Raw genomic sequence first — 14,389 nt, 5'->3', positions numbered from 1 at the left:
GGTGAGCGAACAATCGGCGTGCTGCGGCGGCAGGCACGCCGGGAGGAGTTCGCGGAAGCGGGTTCCGGTGGCGTGATGGACGGCGATGGTGATGGCCGCAGCCGTGCAGTGCGATTCCGATTTCGCCGATTCCCCTGTTTCCCATCGGATCGAGATGGGCGTCCCGCTCATCCAGCCAGTGCGCCTCGACAGCCGGCACGTCCGGGTGCGTGGGCCCGTGATAGGCGGCCAGGTCGTGGCCACACATGCGCCGGGCGCGGACCCCGACAGGGGTCCGCGCCCGGCGCATGGTTTCGTCAGTGACCGGAGCTGTAGTAGCCACCGAGCTGGTCACGGTAGGCAGGGTCACCGAGGTGCTTGTCCTTGTCGAACTCGGGCGAGGCCTTGATCTCGTCCTTGGAGCGCGAGACCAGGATCTTCTTGTCCTCGTGATCGACACTGGTGATCGTGCCGGCCGGGAGCATGACCTCCTTGCCGAAGATCCAGACACCGGTGTCGACAACGATGTACTGCGAGCCGACCTCGGTGGAGTACTTGTCGACCTTGCCGATATGGCCGTCGGTGGCTTCGACCTTGTAGCCCGTCAGATCGTCGTCCGCGGTGTGGCCACTGGTCGGAACGTAGCCCCAGATGTGCTCACTCATAAGACTCCCTCACATTGAAGACGCAGGAAAGCAGTTGAATTGATAAGCGCCGCACATCGCGACGAAAAGACGCGTAGCTCTTCGGTGCGGCGACTCCAGGCGAGTTCCCTGCATCCTCCACATGACACCGGATAACAAGGTTCTTCTGAACCGGCCGGGGTGGCGGGGCGTTGGAGGCGGAAACCCGCCTGGCCGGATCGCGCCTCGATTCCCGGAAGTGCGGGCTGCGCGTGTTTGCGATCACGTACTGAGGTCACACGAAGGACGACCAGCTGATGTCGATTTTGGGGATGTGAGTGCTGTGGCTGCCGATGAGAAGGCCAAGGCGAAGGCCGAGCAGGTCAAGGGCAAGTCCAAGGAGACGGTGGGCCGGGCGGTGGGCAACGAGCGGATGACCGCTGAAGGCCGCGCCGATCAGACCAAGGGTGATGCCCGCCAGGCGAAGGAGAAGATCAAGGACGTCTTCCGCGACTAGGGCCCTGTCCGGCGGAAACCAGGATCCGTCCTGCAGTTGTTGTCCGGACCGGTCACGGAGATCAGCAAGGATGCGCCAAGGGCGTGGATGTCCAAGGACGGAGTGGCAACAAGCCGGGCCCCCTCAAGGGCTCGGCTTGTCGCGGCAGGAGCGGGCGTCGATCGAGGCGTCGCTCGGCTTGTGGGTACTGACCCAGCCTGGGTCCGCGAGGGGCAACTCGGGCAGGGAGGTAGCGATGTCCCCGGTCCACTCGCTGGTGCCCACGAACTCCTTCAGCCAGCCGGCCAGTTTGCGGCAGTCCTCGCGATGACCCTTCGGCAGCCCGATTCCGTAAAGCTGAGGAGCGCCGATGGTGAGCCCGGGGAGAACGCGCAGGCTTTCCGCAGCGTGCTGATGGGCGAATCCGTAAAGGATCGCCTGGTCGGTCGAGACGGCAGCGACCTGACCGTCCACCAGGGCATCGATGCAGTCGGAGGCGTCGTCGAGGACCTGCACGACCACGCCCATTCCTTTGAGGTTGCCCAGCGCCTCCTGCGACGTGGTGCCGTCCCAGGTACAGACCCGCTTGCCTCGCAGATCCTCGATCTTCGTGATGTCCCAGCCGCCGGAGCCCACGAGAAAGCCTTGGCGAGTCTTGAAGTAGGGACCGACGAAATCAATCTTGCGCATCCGTTCAGGCGTGATGGAGAACGAGGCGATCACCATGTCAGCCGTCCCGCCTTCCAGTTGAGCGATACGGTCGCCCGACGAAACGTCGACCGGCTCGCTGAACCGGACCCCCAATTCTTCCTTCACACGCTTGAAGAGGAGATAGTCCACGCCTGAACGGTCATAGTTCTCGGAATAGGAGATCCCCGGCAGGTCGTTGTGTGTGGCAACGGTGACCCTCTCGGCACCGAGAAATCGTGGTTCGTCCGACGGTGAGCCGCAGGCCGTAAGGGCAGCGGTAATCACTACGGCAAGCGCAGCCGCGAAGCCGGCCGACGGCCGTCGCAGCGCTTCGTGGCCGGCCGGCCGTGGACGCGGTGTGCGGGACATGGTCTCCCCCTCAGTCGTGGAACGCCGCACTGGCGACGGAAACAGCTAGCAGGCAGCCTTCTTCGGCGGACAGGGCCACCTGGACGCGAACCTCGGTGCGTGAGCCGCCGAGTGGCAGTTCGACGGGCATCCCCGCGCGCACCCCCTCGACCCGGCCGGTGTTGCTCCCCCCGATGAGCTGCAGCGTGAGTTCACTCTCGGGCGTGCAGGACTGCTGCAGCGGATCGGCGTCCTCGACCGCGACCGTCAGACGCAGCCAGGAGCGTTGCGCGGGCCCGTCCACGACGATCTGCGCGGCGGACATGCGAGTCATCGGCCCCGAGGGGGAAAGGTGCGTGCGTCCGGTGACGTCGATCTCGCCGTGCTCGGCCAGATGGTCCATTCCCACGAGCCCCAGGACCGCGAGAAGCAGGGCGGAGCCCTGCACCAGCGCACGCGGTACAGGCGAGCGGCTGTCACCCACCACGCCCACGACCCGGCAGAAGGACAGCACCACGGCCGTGCCGATGGCGGCGTACACCCAGACGAACTGACGAGCCGGTCCGGACGGCCCCGCTATCAGCGCTGTGGCGCCCAGTGCCAGCACCAGAAAGAACGGTGGCCAGTTCCAGCCGCTCCAGCGCTTGGCCCTGCCGGAGAACTCGCTGACATCACCTGCGAAGAGGCTGAGGACCACCCTGCCGACCTTGCCGATCGTCAGCGAACCGGAGCCTGTTGACTTCACGTCATAGGTGTCGGTGGAGCGGCGCGGAGTCACCAAGCGGCTCCACCGTCCGGGCTACGGCCGAAATGGAAGTCAGCGTGCGTGATCTGGCCGATAGCCGGTGAGTTTTCACCATGGGACGTCACCGTGATGATGTCACCGGGCGCGTTCGAATCCATGGCCCGTCGTACGTGGGTGAGCAGGGCTTCGCCCGTCAGCGATCCGTCCGCAAGCCACCTACCGATCGCCGTCTCCAGCATCAGCCGGTCATTTGCCGTCAGATTGGCGACGGCTTCGACGGCGGCCGCTTCCTCCGGGCTGCACGCCGAGTCTTCGGCCTGCCTGCGCAGCAGTCCGCCGAGAAGGGCGCGGCCGCGCTCCACGACGCTGTCCGCGAGTCGGTTCTGAGCCGACTGGGCCAGCGTGCCGGCGAAGGTGGCCGCTGCCGCGCTCACGAACGGGGTAACGGCGGCTGCCGCGGCCAGCAGATCAGACATGGCTTTCCCATCCTCGGCAGCACTCGCACAGACCGCACTCATAGGTCTTGGGCAGCGCGTTTCGCCCTCGTTCAGTTGACTTTTCGAGGCTACGGAAAGCGAATGCGCCACATGCCGGATGGAATCTTCTGGCGACATTTCTCCGATACTGTCCGCCGCGCGTCAGAGTGTGACTGATGCGGTCGGGACGGCACACGTCAGGAAGACCGGCGGGTCCTGATGGTGTGGCCGCAATCCCGATACAGTCGGCGTCGGGGCACCGATCGCGCTCAACTGGCCGGACAGAGAGACGGATTATGCGTACTCACTCGTGCTGGATACGTGCCGCCCAGGCTCAACCGAAGTCCGACCTCGTCGGCATCACCACGATGTCACGCACGCAAATACGCTGCGGCAGCTTCCAGCAGGACATGATAATTTCGGCGAGTTCGTCGGCGCCCATGAAGTCCGGATGGCCGAGCCGCTCGCGATACTCCTCGAAGCTGATTCCCATCTCGGCATGGATGTTGGTCTTGACAAAGCCCGGTGCGACGTTCACGACACGGATGTTGTTCGCGGCCTGGCTCTTCTGGAGGGAGCCCGCGAGCGAACGCAGCGCGGCCTTGCAGGCGTGATAGACCTCGCCGTCCGGGCCCGGCACACGGTCACCGATCGAGCTCACATTGATGATCGTGCCGCTGTTACGCGCCTTCATGTTTCCCAGAACCACGCGGATGCCGTTGAGTACGCCCTTGAGAAGCACGTCGACCTCGTACGACGTGTCCATCGGTTCCCGGGTCTCCAGTGGGCCGATCCTTAGGAAGCCCGCACAGTTGACGAGGCATTCGGTCGGCCCGTGCCGGGCTTCCGCCGCGTGGACCGCGGCTTCGAGTGCGGCATAGTCGGAGACGTCGACCGCTGCCGACATGATCTGTCCGGAAGGCAGCCCGTCGAGCGGTACGGGGTGCCGCGACAGCAGCAGCAAGGGGTGCTGCTCCGCTGCGAAGGCCGCCGCCACCGCCCGGCCGATGCCGTGGCTCGCCCCGGTTACGACGATGAGTGGTTTCGACATGAAGCCCTCCGAGCAGGATTCAGCGCCACTTCGCAGTCTCACACCGCCCCGGTACCGCCGCCGCATCCACACGCCGCTCGAGGGCATCAGCCATGCCGTGGCATGGCATGGCACATGTGGTCGACCGCCACGGTCACGCCGTCCGGGCTACCGACCGGCACTCCCCGAAGCTGGCCCCGCCCCTCCGTCCACGCCGTAGGCGAACCCCGGTACGGATACACAGGACCGCGCGGCGACCCGTCCCTGATCCCCCGGCGCACCCAACGGCGCCGTGTTCACTCCGGCCCCCGGCGGTAGATCGTGATCGAATGGCCGACCTCGTCGATCGGCCTGCTGCTCTCGATCAGCGCCGCCAGTCGGCCGTCGGCCTTGGCGATCGAGGAGTCCGATACGACGAGCAGCCCATGAACCTCGCTCGGGGGGACCGTGCGCGGGTCGGACGCATCGATGCCGTAGAAGGACGGCACGCCGCTGCCCTTGTAGACGAGCCAGATCTTCTCGTCCGGGTATCGCTGCCGGATGCGGTCGGCCAGCCTCCCCAGGTCCTGGCCCCAATCGACGTTGGAGTCGTGCAAGCGCAGATACGTCTTGGACGGCCCGCCGAACGCCTCGTTGGAATAAGGCAAGTAGTACGGGTACGTCCAGAGGGAGCTGACCGTGATGAACAGGACCAGCGCCGCCGTCAGCACTGGACCCCACCGCCACCGGAAGGCGACCACGCCGGCGGCCGCGACTGCCAGGAACATCGGCACGAAGACGGCGTACCGGACGCCGAAGTCGCGGGACCCGTTCAGGGCAGCGGCCAGCAGAACGGCCGGGGGCATGAGCACGTACGGTGCCGCCGGACGCAGCCGGGGAAGCGTCACGATCGCGACAACACCAGCCGACCACAGCGCGAGCATGCCGAGCGGCGTCTTTATCAGCAGTGCGGCCGGCAGGTAGTACCACAGCGAACCGTGGTAATACCTGCCCAACAGGAAGCCGCCGAACGTCGAATTCTCGAAGCCGAACTGGATAAGCATCCCGTCCCGGTACGGCTCCGGGAGCGGCAGCCAGTCGACAGCAAGTCCGCGCAGCCCGGGGGTGACCGGCAGGTTCTCGGGAGTCGCCCAGCGCAACCGCGGGTCGACGGCGAGGTAGGTGGCCCACACCACGGCGACCGCGACCAGCGCCACGACGACTGCCGCCGCCACGCCGAGCGCAAGCAGCCGCGCCGTCCTCCACCTGCCGGAGTCGTGTGTCCGGCGGGCATACCAGACCGACATGACGACCAGGAGCAGCAGTACCGGAACCGCCGGCAACGCGCTCATCTTCGTGGCCACGGCCGCGCCGAGCGCCACCCCGACGAGCGGGAGGTAGAGGGGCGGCCGCCGCCGCGCACGCCACAGCAACCAGACCGACGTCAGCAGGAACCCCGCCGCAGGCACGTCGAGCGTGGCCAATGACCCGTGCGCGATGATGTCGGGCGAGAACGCGTAAAGGGCGAGCGCCACCAACCCGCCCACGGGGCCGGCGAGGTCACGGGCGAACGCGAGGACGACCAGCCCGAACAGCAGCGTCAGCACGATCACCGGCAGTCGCGCCAACAGCATCAGCCGCCATGGATCATTACCCGATTCGTACAGGAGATGCCGCCCGAGCGCCGTCTGGTTGCCGACGAAGGCGGCGTCGAGGTGCGGGTGGGCGAACGCCGGCCCGGTCGCGATGATCAGCTTGCCCAGCGGCGGATGCTCAGGGTTGTACCGCAGGTTGTGCTGCTGCACGTAGACCGCCCCGGTGGCCACGTACACCGGCTCGTCGATGGTCGGGGTCTGCTCCACGGCCGCCGTGACCATCGCGACCGCCATCTCGGCGAGGAGTGCGAACACGACGAGCGCGAACAGCCACCGCCGGTTCCGCCGCAGCCCTTCGAATCGGCCGGGCGGCTTCCCGGTCGCCGCCTCCGTGCGCCGGCGAGGCACAGGGGGTGGCGCGGTGTGCTCGCCACCGTCCAGATCGAGGAGTGAGTGCTGTTCTTGCGTCATCGTCCGCGTATCCGGGCGACCATCCGACCAGGTCCGTCACCTCGACTGTCAGCCATGATCGGGGACATGACCCGCGCTACGCCGGCTCCGTAAGGGCTCGCTCCATCAGCCTGGCGCAGCAGTGCGCGATCTCTTAAGGCCGTTCTGGCCCACAACTTCAGTGACGCTGGCTGTGTGACGGGGATCCGAGGCGACGTCATGGCCCCACCTTCCCCCATCAACTTCCGTCACCGTGACGCTTTGGCGAACGCCGCCTTCGAGCCCGCAGTCATTCCAGTCGTGCTCTCCGCCGCTGACCGGCCTCGGCGGACTCTCGCACGGCTGAGACCGTGAAGCAGTTCACACGGTTCGCGCTGGAGCGGAACCTGGAGCCGGTTGGCGGTGTATCAGAGGCAGCACGGTGTCCCGTGCGCCGGTTCGCCGCGGACCGGTCGGCCGAGGGGGGAACTCCATGCACAGGTGTACGAGGGCTGCGGGCGTAATCGGGTCACTGGCCGCGCTGCTGCTGACGGGCTGCTCGGCGGACGAACCGTCGCGACCGCCGGACCGCGGCCAGGAACGGGAACGGGCCGGGGAGTTGGCCCCCGGCGTCGAGCGGGCGGTTCCGCTGCTCCGCATACCGTCCGCGACGGGGCTCCCAGGCCGGGCCCACCAGGTGCGGTTCGCCGCCGACGGGAGCGGCTTCGCGCTGCTCGCCCAGTGTCTGACGGCGTGCGGTGGACCGAGTTCCGGCTGGCCTGCGCGTCCCCGCAGGGCATGCCGTAGGGATTGCCCAGGGGGTTGGATGTCGGCGTTCGTCGACCGTCCGCGGAGTGGGGGCTCACCGCGCGTCAGGAGTGGGACAGTCACCGCCGTTTGTCCGCTCGGCGAGCTTCTGCATCGTCCTCGCGTCTGGAACGAGCCGGGCGGCGCGGGGCGGCGCTGTGGCGGATGAGCCCATGGTGCCCCAGTCGCACTACTGTGTCCCGTGTGGTCTGCGGCCCCGCGTTCAATTCGCGTCAATACTGGTAACCGCCTGCCGGGCCGCTGACGTCCTCTGGTTCGGGCCTCATCTGACGCACCAGCAACAGCAACCGCTTTCGCATCCGGTCGGTGACCGCACGCCCTATGGGTTTGCGGGGACAAACGCACGGATCGCGTCCATGGGCGCGCACGCCTTCCGACATGAGGTCCGGAATGCGTGCGCGGCGCACCGGGATGAGGATACGTTCAGAAGCGGCGGAGGTGCGGGCATATGCCGATGCGAAGCGGAACGACGGAAGCCGCTGTTCAGGGACAGTCGAACCGGCTTGGCGACCAGCGACTCCAGGCCCAGCCCGCGTAAGCACCGAACCTGTCGGCCGTCCCTGTACAGGGTTGACTGTCGGCCATTTCACCACTGGTTCCGCCCCTTTCAGGACCCTTGCGGCTCTCGTTTCGGCGTGACTAGGCTCCGTTCGATTTCAGTTCCCGCACATTTCCTGCACATTTGAGTGCCTCTCCGGGACCTCTTATGCAGGGGTGTCCGATGCGGTGGCTCGAAGGGGGGCAGGGCATGGAGCGAGCCTCGGTGTCCGGCGACCCGGACGGCGCAGGTTTACACAAACCGCCGACAGCACAATCGGCGACGGCGCAATCCGCTACGGGGACGACGACCAGGGCGCCGGCGCCTGCCACAGGAACCACAGCGCGGGCCGGTACCCAACCGCCGTCCCATGGGTGCCCCCACGCAACGTCCGACAAGACAGCTCCCCCACCCGGCGACCAACGGTCCGGACAGGCAAACCACACCGAGAGCGCGCCGCATACAGCGACGCGGGATGCCCGACTGCTGTGGTCAGCGAACGCGGCCGACGGGCTCGGCACACAGATGTCGACCGTCGCCTTTCCCTTGCTGCTCCTCGGACTCGGCTACACGCCGGCGACGGTCGGCCTCCTCGCCGGTGCGGGCATGCTGATGGCCCTGGTGTGCGGCCCAGTTGTGGCGGTCGCGGCCGACCGGGGCTTACGCAAACCCGTGATGGTCGCCTCCGCGGCTCTCGCAGCGACGGCCATGACCGTGGTGGCCGCGTCCGTCGTGGGCGGACGACCGCCACTCGGCCTGCTCCTCGGCGCCCTCCTGGTGGAACGTATCGCCACCGCATGCTTCGAGGCCGCGGCCCGCGGGACCATCGCTCTGATCTCCGCGCCGCAGGACCTCCCCCGGGTGGTGGCGGGCCTTGAAGCGGGCGATCGCGCCGCGCTGGTGGCCGGCCCGGCCCTCGGCGGGATGCTCTACCAGATCTCCCGTGCCCTCCCCTTCGCGGCCGACGCCGCCTCCTACGTAGCGACCGCCCTGTGCGTACGGTTCATGCGCTCCGACCTGCGAGCAACGAACCCCACCACGCCCCCGCCCGCTCCGGCCGACGCGATGAGCACCGAGCCCCCGGCCCCCCACCGCGGCAGCCCGCTGCGAGCCCTCCCCGCCTTCGCGCGGGAGACGTTCGCCGGATTCGCACTGCTGCGGACCGCCTCCCGGCTGCGGCTGGTCCTGGCCTGGACGACGACCGTCAACGGCGCCTTGGCCGCCCTGTACTTCACCGCCGTCTTCACCCTGCCGGGCAGCGGTGGCGGCGTGGCCATGGGACTGGTGCTGGCACTGTCGGGCGCTGCCGGACTCGTCGGCGCCGTCATGGCCCCGGCCCTGGTGCGACGGCTGGGCGGCGTGCGGACGCTGGTGGGTGTGACCTGGCTGATGGTGCTGCCGTCAGCGGGACTGGCCTTCGCCGACGGGCCTTGGGGCTACGGGCTCTGCTTCGGCACCTTCTGCCTGATCCTCGCGCCGGCCACCGTGGTCATCCAGGCCGCCGCCATCGCGGACACCCCGCCCCACCTCCAGGCCAGAACGGGAACGGTACTCGCCACGGCCTCCATAGGCGCCGCGGCGGCGGCCCCGGTGCTCGCCGGGGTACTTGTCACCCACGCCGGCCCTGCGGCCTCCGCGGTGGTATGCGCCGTCGCCCTCACCCTCCTCGCGCTGTTCACCACCGTGCGCGCCGGACGCCTGAAGACGGGAGGCTGACCGGTGAACGAACCCCTCACAGCAGGCACGCCACAACGCCCCGCCCCGCCCAAGGCGGCGCAGCCCGGCTCGCGTTATCAGACCTACCGCAGCGAACTGCCCGACGTCTGCGCGGCAGATCCCACCCGTATGGCGTTCACCGCCGACGCCGACGGCCGGTGCGAGGTGTTCACCTGGAACGCGGCCACCGGCCGGGCCCGCCAGGTCACGGACCGCCCACGCGGCACACTGCACACCGCCATCGACCGCGACGGCCACGTGTGGTGGTTCGACGAGGACGCGAACGGGCTCGGACGCTGGCGGTTCCAGCCGTTCGAGGGCGGGCCCGACCTGCCCGGGCTCGAAGGCGTCCCGTCCGGTGTCCCCCGCGGTCTCGGCGTGGCCATACACGCAACGGTCGCCATGGCGACGGGCACGGAGAACGGCACCGCCGTGCACATCGGACCGCGCGGCGGACAGGCCCGCCCGGTGGCCCTGATCGACGGCCACGCAGCCCTCGCGGGCATCTCACCCAGCGGGGAGTACCTGGCGATCAGCGGCCCGGCCGGCTCCGCCCGCGCGGTGACCGTCATATCGCCGAACGGCACGGTCCATGCGGTTCTGTCCGGCGGGCCCGACGGCGGCGAGCTGTGGGCGCTGGGCTTCTCCCCCATGGCGTGCCGCGAGGAACTGCTGCTCGTCCAGCAGCACCACGACCGCTACCTGCTCGCCGGCTGGCTGCCCGGCACCGGGCTGCACACCTTCGACTGGTGCGCCTTCGACACGGAGATCACCGCCTCCTGGTACCCCGACCGCGCCAGTGTGCTCATCCGGCAGGACCGCCACGGCCGCAGCCACCTGCACCGCGCCGACCTCGACACACGCACCGTCATCCCGGTGCCGACCCCGGCCGGCAGCCTGCTGGCCGCCGCCGCGCGGGCCCGCGACGATGTGCACTACCTGTGGAGCTCCACCGCACAGCCACCACGCATGCAGTCGACCGCGGGCCTGTCGCTCCCCCCGCTGGGAACGGTCGACGGCCGCGTACCCGGCGAGCATCGTGAACTGTGGACCCCGGGCCCCGACGGTCCTGTGCACACCCTGCTCAGCCTTCCCGAGGGCCTCTCACCGGCGCCGGCGGTCTTCCTGGTGCACGGCGGCCCCGCCGATCACGACCGCGACGCCTACGACGGCGTGGTGCACTCCCTGGTGGCCTCCGGGTTCGCGGTCGCCCGCGTCAACTACCGCGGCTCCACCGGCTACGGGCCACGCTGGCGGCGCGCCTATCCGGCCGGCGTGGGACTCACCCAGGTACAGGACCTGGCCGCCGTCCGCGCCGACCTGGTCCGCCGCGCGCTCGTACGCGACGACGCCACCGCTCTGTGGGGCACCTCCTGGGGCGGCTATCTGACACTGCTCGCACTCGGCGTCGACCCCGCACTCTGGCAGGCGGCCGTCGCGGTCAAACCCGTCGCGGACTGCGCCGTCGCCTATCGCACCACCACACCGGCGCTCCGCGCCCTCGACAAGCGCCTGTTCGGCGGCACACCCGACGAGGTGCCTGCCGCCTACGCCCGCAGCTCCCCCATCCATCACGCCGGACGCGTACGCGCCCCGCTGCTGGTCGTCGCCGCCGAACGCGACGACAAATGCCCACCAGGACAAATCCGCGACTACCTCACCGCGCTCAACAGCGCAGGTGTGCGGCACGAGGTGATGTGGCTCGACACCGGGCACGACGGCTACGACGGCCAGGACCATGTCGCCGTCCTGCGCCGCGCCATCACCTTCCTCGACAGCGAGCTGCGCGGAACACACCGCGCCGGCAAAACACTCGCCGGCCGCACACGGACCACAGCGAACCCCTAGACGTCCCGCTCCGACCGGAGGGGGATCCCGGCCGCACCGCCGTCGGCGAGAACGCCGGGACAGGCACCGAGCCAGACACCACGGAGAGGAGGGCACACCGTGCAGAAGGACATCATCAACAACGACCCGCTGGCGGGTGACGAGGAGAACCGCAAGCCGAGCGTCGGGATCACCATCACGATCCCGTTCCGCAACGCCGAGGACTCCGAAGAGGACTGATCCGGACCGGCCGGTCCGGCGCACCCCGCCGGGCCGGCCGGTACCCCACCTACAACCGGGCACCTGCCTGCCGCGCAGGTTCCGCTCATCCCATCAAGGAGCCGACGTGCGCGTACTGCTGGTCAATATGCCGTGGTCCCCCATCGACCTGCCCTCACTCGCCCTCGGCATCCTCAAACGCAGCATCGACGAACGCGTACCCGAGGCTCAGGCCGAAGTGCTGCACGCCAACCTGGAATTCACCGACTGGATCACCGGGCGCACCGAGTTCACCGCCGACGACTACGAGTACTACGCACTGTCCTCCTATTTCATGGGATGCGGCGACTGGGTCTTCTCCTCCGCCCTCTACGACGACCCGGAGTGGAAGGAGGACGAGTTCACCCGCGTGATGAGCGGCCGGCTGCGCAAGTCCCGGATGCGCATGACCAAAGAACTGCACCACCAGGTACCGCAGTTCGTCGAGGAAATCGCGCGGCGCGTCGTCGATCACGCTCCGGACGTCGTCGGATTCACCTCCACCTTCCAGCAGAACACCGCTGCACTGGCAGCCGCCAAGCACGTCAAACGACTCGCACCGCACATCGTGACCGTCATGGGTGGTGCCAACTGCGACGCGGAACAAGGGGCGGCCGTCCACCGCAACTTCCCCTTCGTGGACCACGTCATCCGGGGCGAAGGAGAAACCGCCTTCCCTCAACTCGTGACCGCGCTCGCCGAGGGACAGACCGACCTGTCCACCATCCCGGGTCTGTGCCACCGCAAGTCGGACGGCACCAGCGTCGTCAACGCCATGGCCACCACTCCCCTGCCGCCTGCGCACATCCTTCCTCCCGACTACACCGGTTACTTCGAATGCCTCGCCTCCTCCGTCGCCCGCAACTGGGTCGAACCCAAACTCGTCGTCGAAGGCGCCCGTGGCTGCTGGTGGGGCGAGAAACACCACTGCACCTTCTGCGGACTCAACGGCTCCTTCATGCAGTTCCGCAGCAAGAACCCCGACGTGTTCTACGAAGAGATCATGGACCTCGCCAGGCGGCACCGCGTCCTGGACATGTATGTCGTCGACAACATCCTCGACATGGGGTACCTCAACACCGTGCTGCCACGCATCATCGACAGCGGCTACGACCTGCGCCTCCACATCGAGATCAAGGCCAACATGCGCCGGTCCCAGCTGCAGACCCTCTCCGACGCCGGGTTGATCTACGTCCAGCCGGGCATCGAGAGCCTCAACAACCGGGTGCTGGACCTGATGGACAAAGGCGTCAGCGGCTGCCAGAACGTCCGCATGCTCCGCGACGGAGCCGAGACCGGCCTGTCGGTGTCATGGAACTACCTGCACGGATTCCCCGGTGAGAGCGCCGAGGACTACGCACCGATCATCGAACAGATCCCGGCCCTGGAACACCTCGACCCGCCAGTCGACATGTCCGCGCGTATTGCCATCGAACGGTTCAGCCCCTACTTCAACCGCCCCGAACTCGGCTTCACCGGGCTGAAACCCGAGGCACACTACCGCTTCACCTACGACCTGCCCGAACAGGAGCTGCACGACCTCGCCTACGTCTTCGAGGCACCCGCCCGCGGCATCGGCGAACCCACCGTCACCGCACTCAACGACGCGCTCGCCGGCTGGAAGAAGCACCACGTGGACGCCCGCCTCACCCACGCCGACCTCGGGGACCGCATCGTACTCGTCAGTCGGCGCCGGAGGTTCTCCTGGCGCGCGATGGAACTGACCGACCCCTACGAAGTCGCGCTGTTCCGTCTCCTCGACCAGCCGCACGCGCCGGCCGCCCTCGCCCGCAAGGCGGCGGCACGCACTGCCGGCGACGCACGCGATCAGGACGAGGTGCAGCACATCCTGGACCGATGGACTGCTCTGGGGGTGCTGTTCACCGATGGAGGCCAGTACGTGCACATCGCACCCGCCGCCGTCAATGAGGACCTGCTGCGACTGGACTTCATGCGTCATCTCCACACGGCCGAGGCGTTCACCACGCCCGAGAGCGGCACGTCCGACGACGGCAGGCCCCCAACGGCGCTTCAGAGCCCCGAGCCGTCCCTGACCGTCTGACCCCCACACGCGCCCAGGAGTCTCCATGAGTACCGTGCTCCACCCGCCCGGCATCCGCCGCGAGTTCCCGCTGACCGTCGCCGCCTGGCGTGACTACGATCCCGACGTCTGCACTCTGCCCGGCATGTCGCTCGGTGACCACGAACTCTCCCGGCCCATCGCCCTGGAGAGCGAGCACCTGTGGAACCTCGGCGCACGGCGTGTCGTCATGCCCCACACCATCGACCTCACCCGTGCCGCGACCAGCACGCAGGAGGCCGCGCAGCACACCGTGCGGTCCCTCAGCCTCGTACGTGACCTCACCGCCCGGGCCGTACTCGTCGAATGGCGGCTGCGCCTCGACCCCGGCGACGAGGCGACCTGGAAACTCCTGAGTCACCTCCAGCCACCCCAGCAGGTGGACGGCCCCCAGCAGGCGGACGAGCAGCTGCTCACCTGGCGGCACAGCCACTACCTGTGCAAGTGCCTGTGGCGGCAGGGACCCGGCTTCATCCAGATCCGCGACCGACGCTGGGGCGACCTGCGCCGGTTCACTTCCGACGAAGCCCACTACCACCAGGCCATCGCGCTGCTGGACTACGGCACTCCGGCAGCGTCCCTTCCGCCGGAAGTCCTGGCCGACTTCACCGAGGAGCACCTCGTTCTCTCCGTCGGCGAGTTCGTCTGGTGGCTTCCCTACCGTGTCAAACGGTGGATCCAGGAGGCGATGGCCATCTGAGGTGCTCGAGCGGTGGAAGGCGTGCGAACGGAGGTTCCGCGGCGCCCGCCCG

11 protein-coding genes and 1 pseudogene are annotated in these 14,389 nt (G+C 68.4%); 5 read left to right on the top strand and 7 right to left on the bottom strand.

The window, feature by feature from the left end; genetic code table 11:
• Positions 1-45: 45 nt before the first annotated feature.
• Positions 46-235 (bottom strand): annotated as a pseudogene (locus tag OG966_RS37785) (xanthine dehydrogenase family protein molybdopterin-binding subunit); the annotation flags it as partial.
• Positions 236-296: 61 nt separating this feature from the next.
• On the bottom strand, positions 297-644 hold the full coding sequence (locus OG966_RS37780) for a PRC-barrel domain containing protein (protein ID WP_326654616.1): 348 nt from the start codon (positions 642-644) through the stop codon (positions 297-299).
• Positions 645-945: 301 nt separating this feature from the next.
• On the opposite strand from OG966_RS37780, the gene OG966_RS37775 reads away from it, so the two are divergent.
• Entirely contained in the window at positions 946-1,119 is a 174-nt protein-coding gene (locus OG966_RS37775; protein ID WP_326654615.1) for a CsbD family protein, read from the top strand.
• Positions 1,120-1,242: 123 nt separating this feature from the next.
• On the opposite strand, the gene OG966_RS37770 is transcribed toward OG966_RS37775, so the two are convergent.
• The 5 genes from OG966_RS37770 to OG966_RS37750 form a co-directional block, all read right to left on the bottom strand.
• Positions 1,243-2,157 carry a transporter substrate-binding domain-containing protein gene (locus OG966_RS37770; RefSeq protein ID WP_326654613.1) on the bottom strand — a complete coding sequence of 305 codons (915 nt, stop codon included), beginning with the start codon at positions 2,155-2,157 and terminating at the stop codon, positions 1,243-1,245.
• Positions 2,158-2,167: 10 nt separating this feature from the next.
• Positions 2,168-2,914, bottom strand: coding sequence for a hypothetical protein (locus OG966_RS37765; RefSeq protein WP_326654612.1), 747 nt, complete (start codon positions 2,912-2,914; stop codon positions 2,168-2,170).
• Entirely contained in the window at positions 2,911-3,357 is a 447-nt protein-coding gene (locus tag OG966_RS37760) for a hypothetical protein (protein WP_326654611.1), read from the bottom strand. The genes OG966_RS37765 and OG966_RS37760 overlap by 4 nt, the downstream gene beginning before the upstream one ends.
• 334 nt (positions 3,358-3,691) lie before the next feature.
• Positions 3,692-4,408 (bottom strand): SDR family oxidoreductase, encoded by a 717-nt coding sequence (locus OG966_RS37755; protein ID WP_326654610.1) that lies wholly within the window; start codon positions 4,406-4,408, stop codon positions 3,692-3,694.
• A gap of 275 nt (positions 4,409-4,683) precedes the next feature.
• Positions 4,684-6,432, bottom strand: a complete 1,749-nt coding sequence (locus OG966_RS37750) for an ArnT family glycosyltransferase (protein WP_442806790.1) — start codon at positions 6,430-6,432, stop codon at positions 4,684-4,686.
• A 1,807-nt stretch (positions 6,433-8,239) separates the two neighbouring features.
• Between OG966_RS37750 and OG966_RS37745 the strand changes: the two genes are divergently transcribed.
• The 4 genes from OG966_RS37745 (at position 8,240) to OG966_RS37730 (ending at position 14,337) form a co-directional block, all read left to right on the top strand.
• Positions 8,240-9,472: an MFS transporter gene (locus tag OG966_RS37745; protein WP_442806825.1), complete on the top strand. Its 1,233-nt coding sequence runs from the start codon at positions 8,240-8,242 to the stop codon at positions 9,470-9,472.
• Positions 9,473-9,475: 3 nt separating this feature from the next.
• Positions 9,476-11,320: a S9 family peptidase gene (locus OG966_RS37740; protein ID WP_326654608.1), complete on the top strand. Its 1,845-nt coding sequence runs from the start codon at positions 9,476-9,478 to the stop codon at positions 11,318-11,320.
• A 325-nt stretch (positions 11,321-11,645) separates the two neighbouring features.
• A complete protein-coding gene (locus OG966_RS37735; protein ID WP_326654607.1) occupies positions 11,646-13,619 on the top strand; it encodes a RiPP maturation radical SAM C-methyltransferase in 1,974 nt (657 codons plus the stop codon).
• Positions 13,620-13,644: 25 nt separating this feature from the next.
• A complete protein-coding gene (locus OG966_RS37730; RefSeq protein WP_326654606.1) occupies positions 13,645-14,337 on the top strand; it encodes a DUF5825 family protein in 693 nt (230 codons plus the stop codon).
• Positions 14,338-14,389: the final 52 nt, after the last annotated feature.

The organism is Streptomyces sp. NBC_01750 (assembly GCF_035918095.1).
Lineage (GTDB): Bacteria > Actinomycetota > Actinomycetes > Streptomycetales > Streptomycetaceae > Streptomyces.
The sequence above is the reverse complement of the archived record's forward strand: the minus strand, read 5'-3'. Positions and strand labels throughout refer to the sequence as shown.

Bases quoted from the DNA above. Each gene is read 5' to 3' on its own strand.
- OG966_RS37780 (WP_326654616.1), bottom strand. From the start codon at position 644: ATGAGTGAGCACATCTGGGGCTACGTTCCGACCAGTGGCCACACCGCG.
- OG966_RS37770 (WP_326654613.1), bottom strand. From the start codon at position 2,157: ATGTCCCGCACACCGCGTCCACGGCCGGCCGGCCACGAAGCGCTGCGA.
- OG966_RS37760 (WP_326654611.1), bottom strand. From the start codon at position 3,357: ATGTCTGATCTGCTGGCCGCGGCAGCCGCCGTTACCCCGTTCGTGAGC.
- OG966_RS37755 (WP_326654610.1), bottom strand. From the start codon at position 4,408: ATGTCGAAACCACTCATCGTCGTAACCGGGGCGAGCCACGGCATCGGC.
- OG966_RS37750 (WP_442806790.1), bottom strand. From the start codon at position 6,432: ATGACGCAAGAACAGCACTCACTCCTCGATCTGGACGGTGGCGAGCAC.
- OG966_RS37730 (WP_326654606.1), top strand. From the start codon at position 13,645: ATGAGTACCGTGCTCCACCCGCCCGGCATCCGCCGCGAGTTCCCGCTG.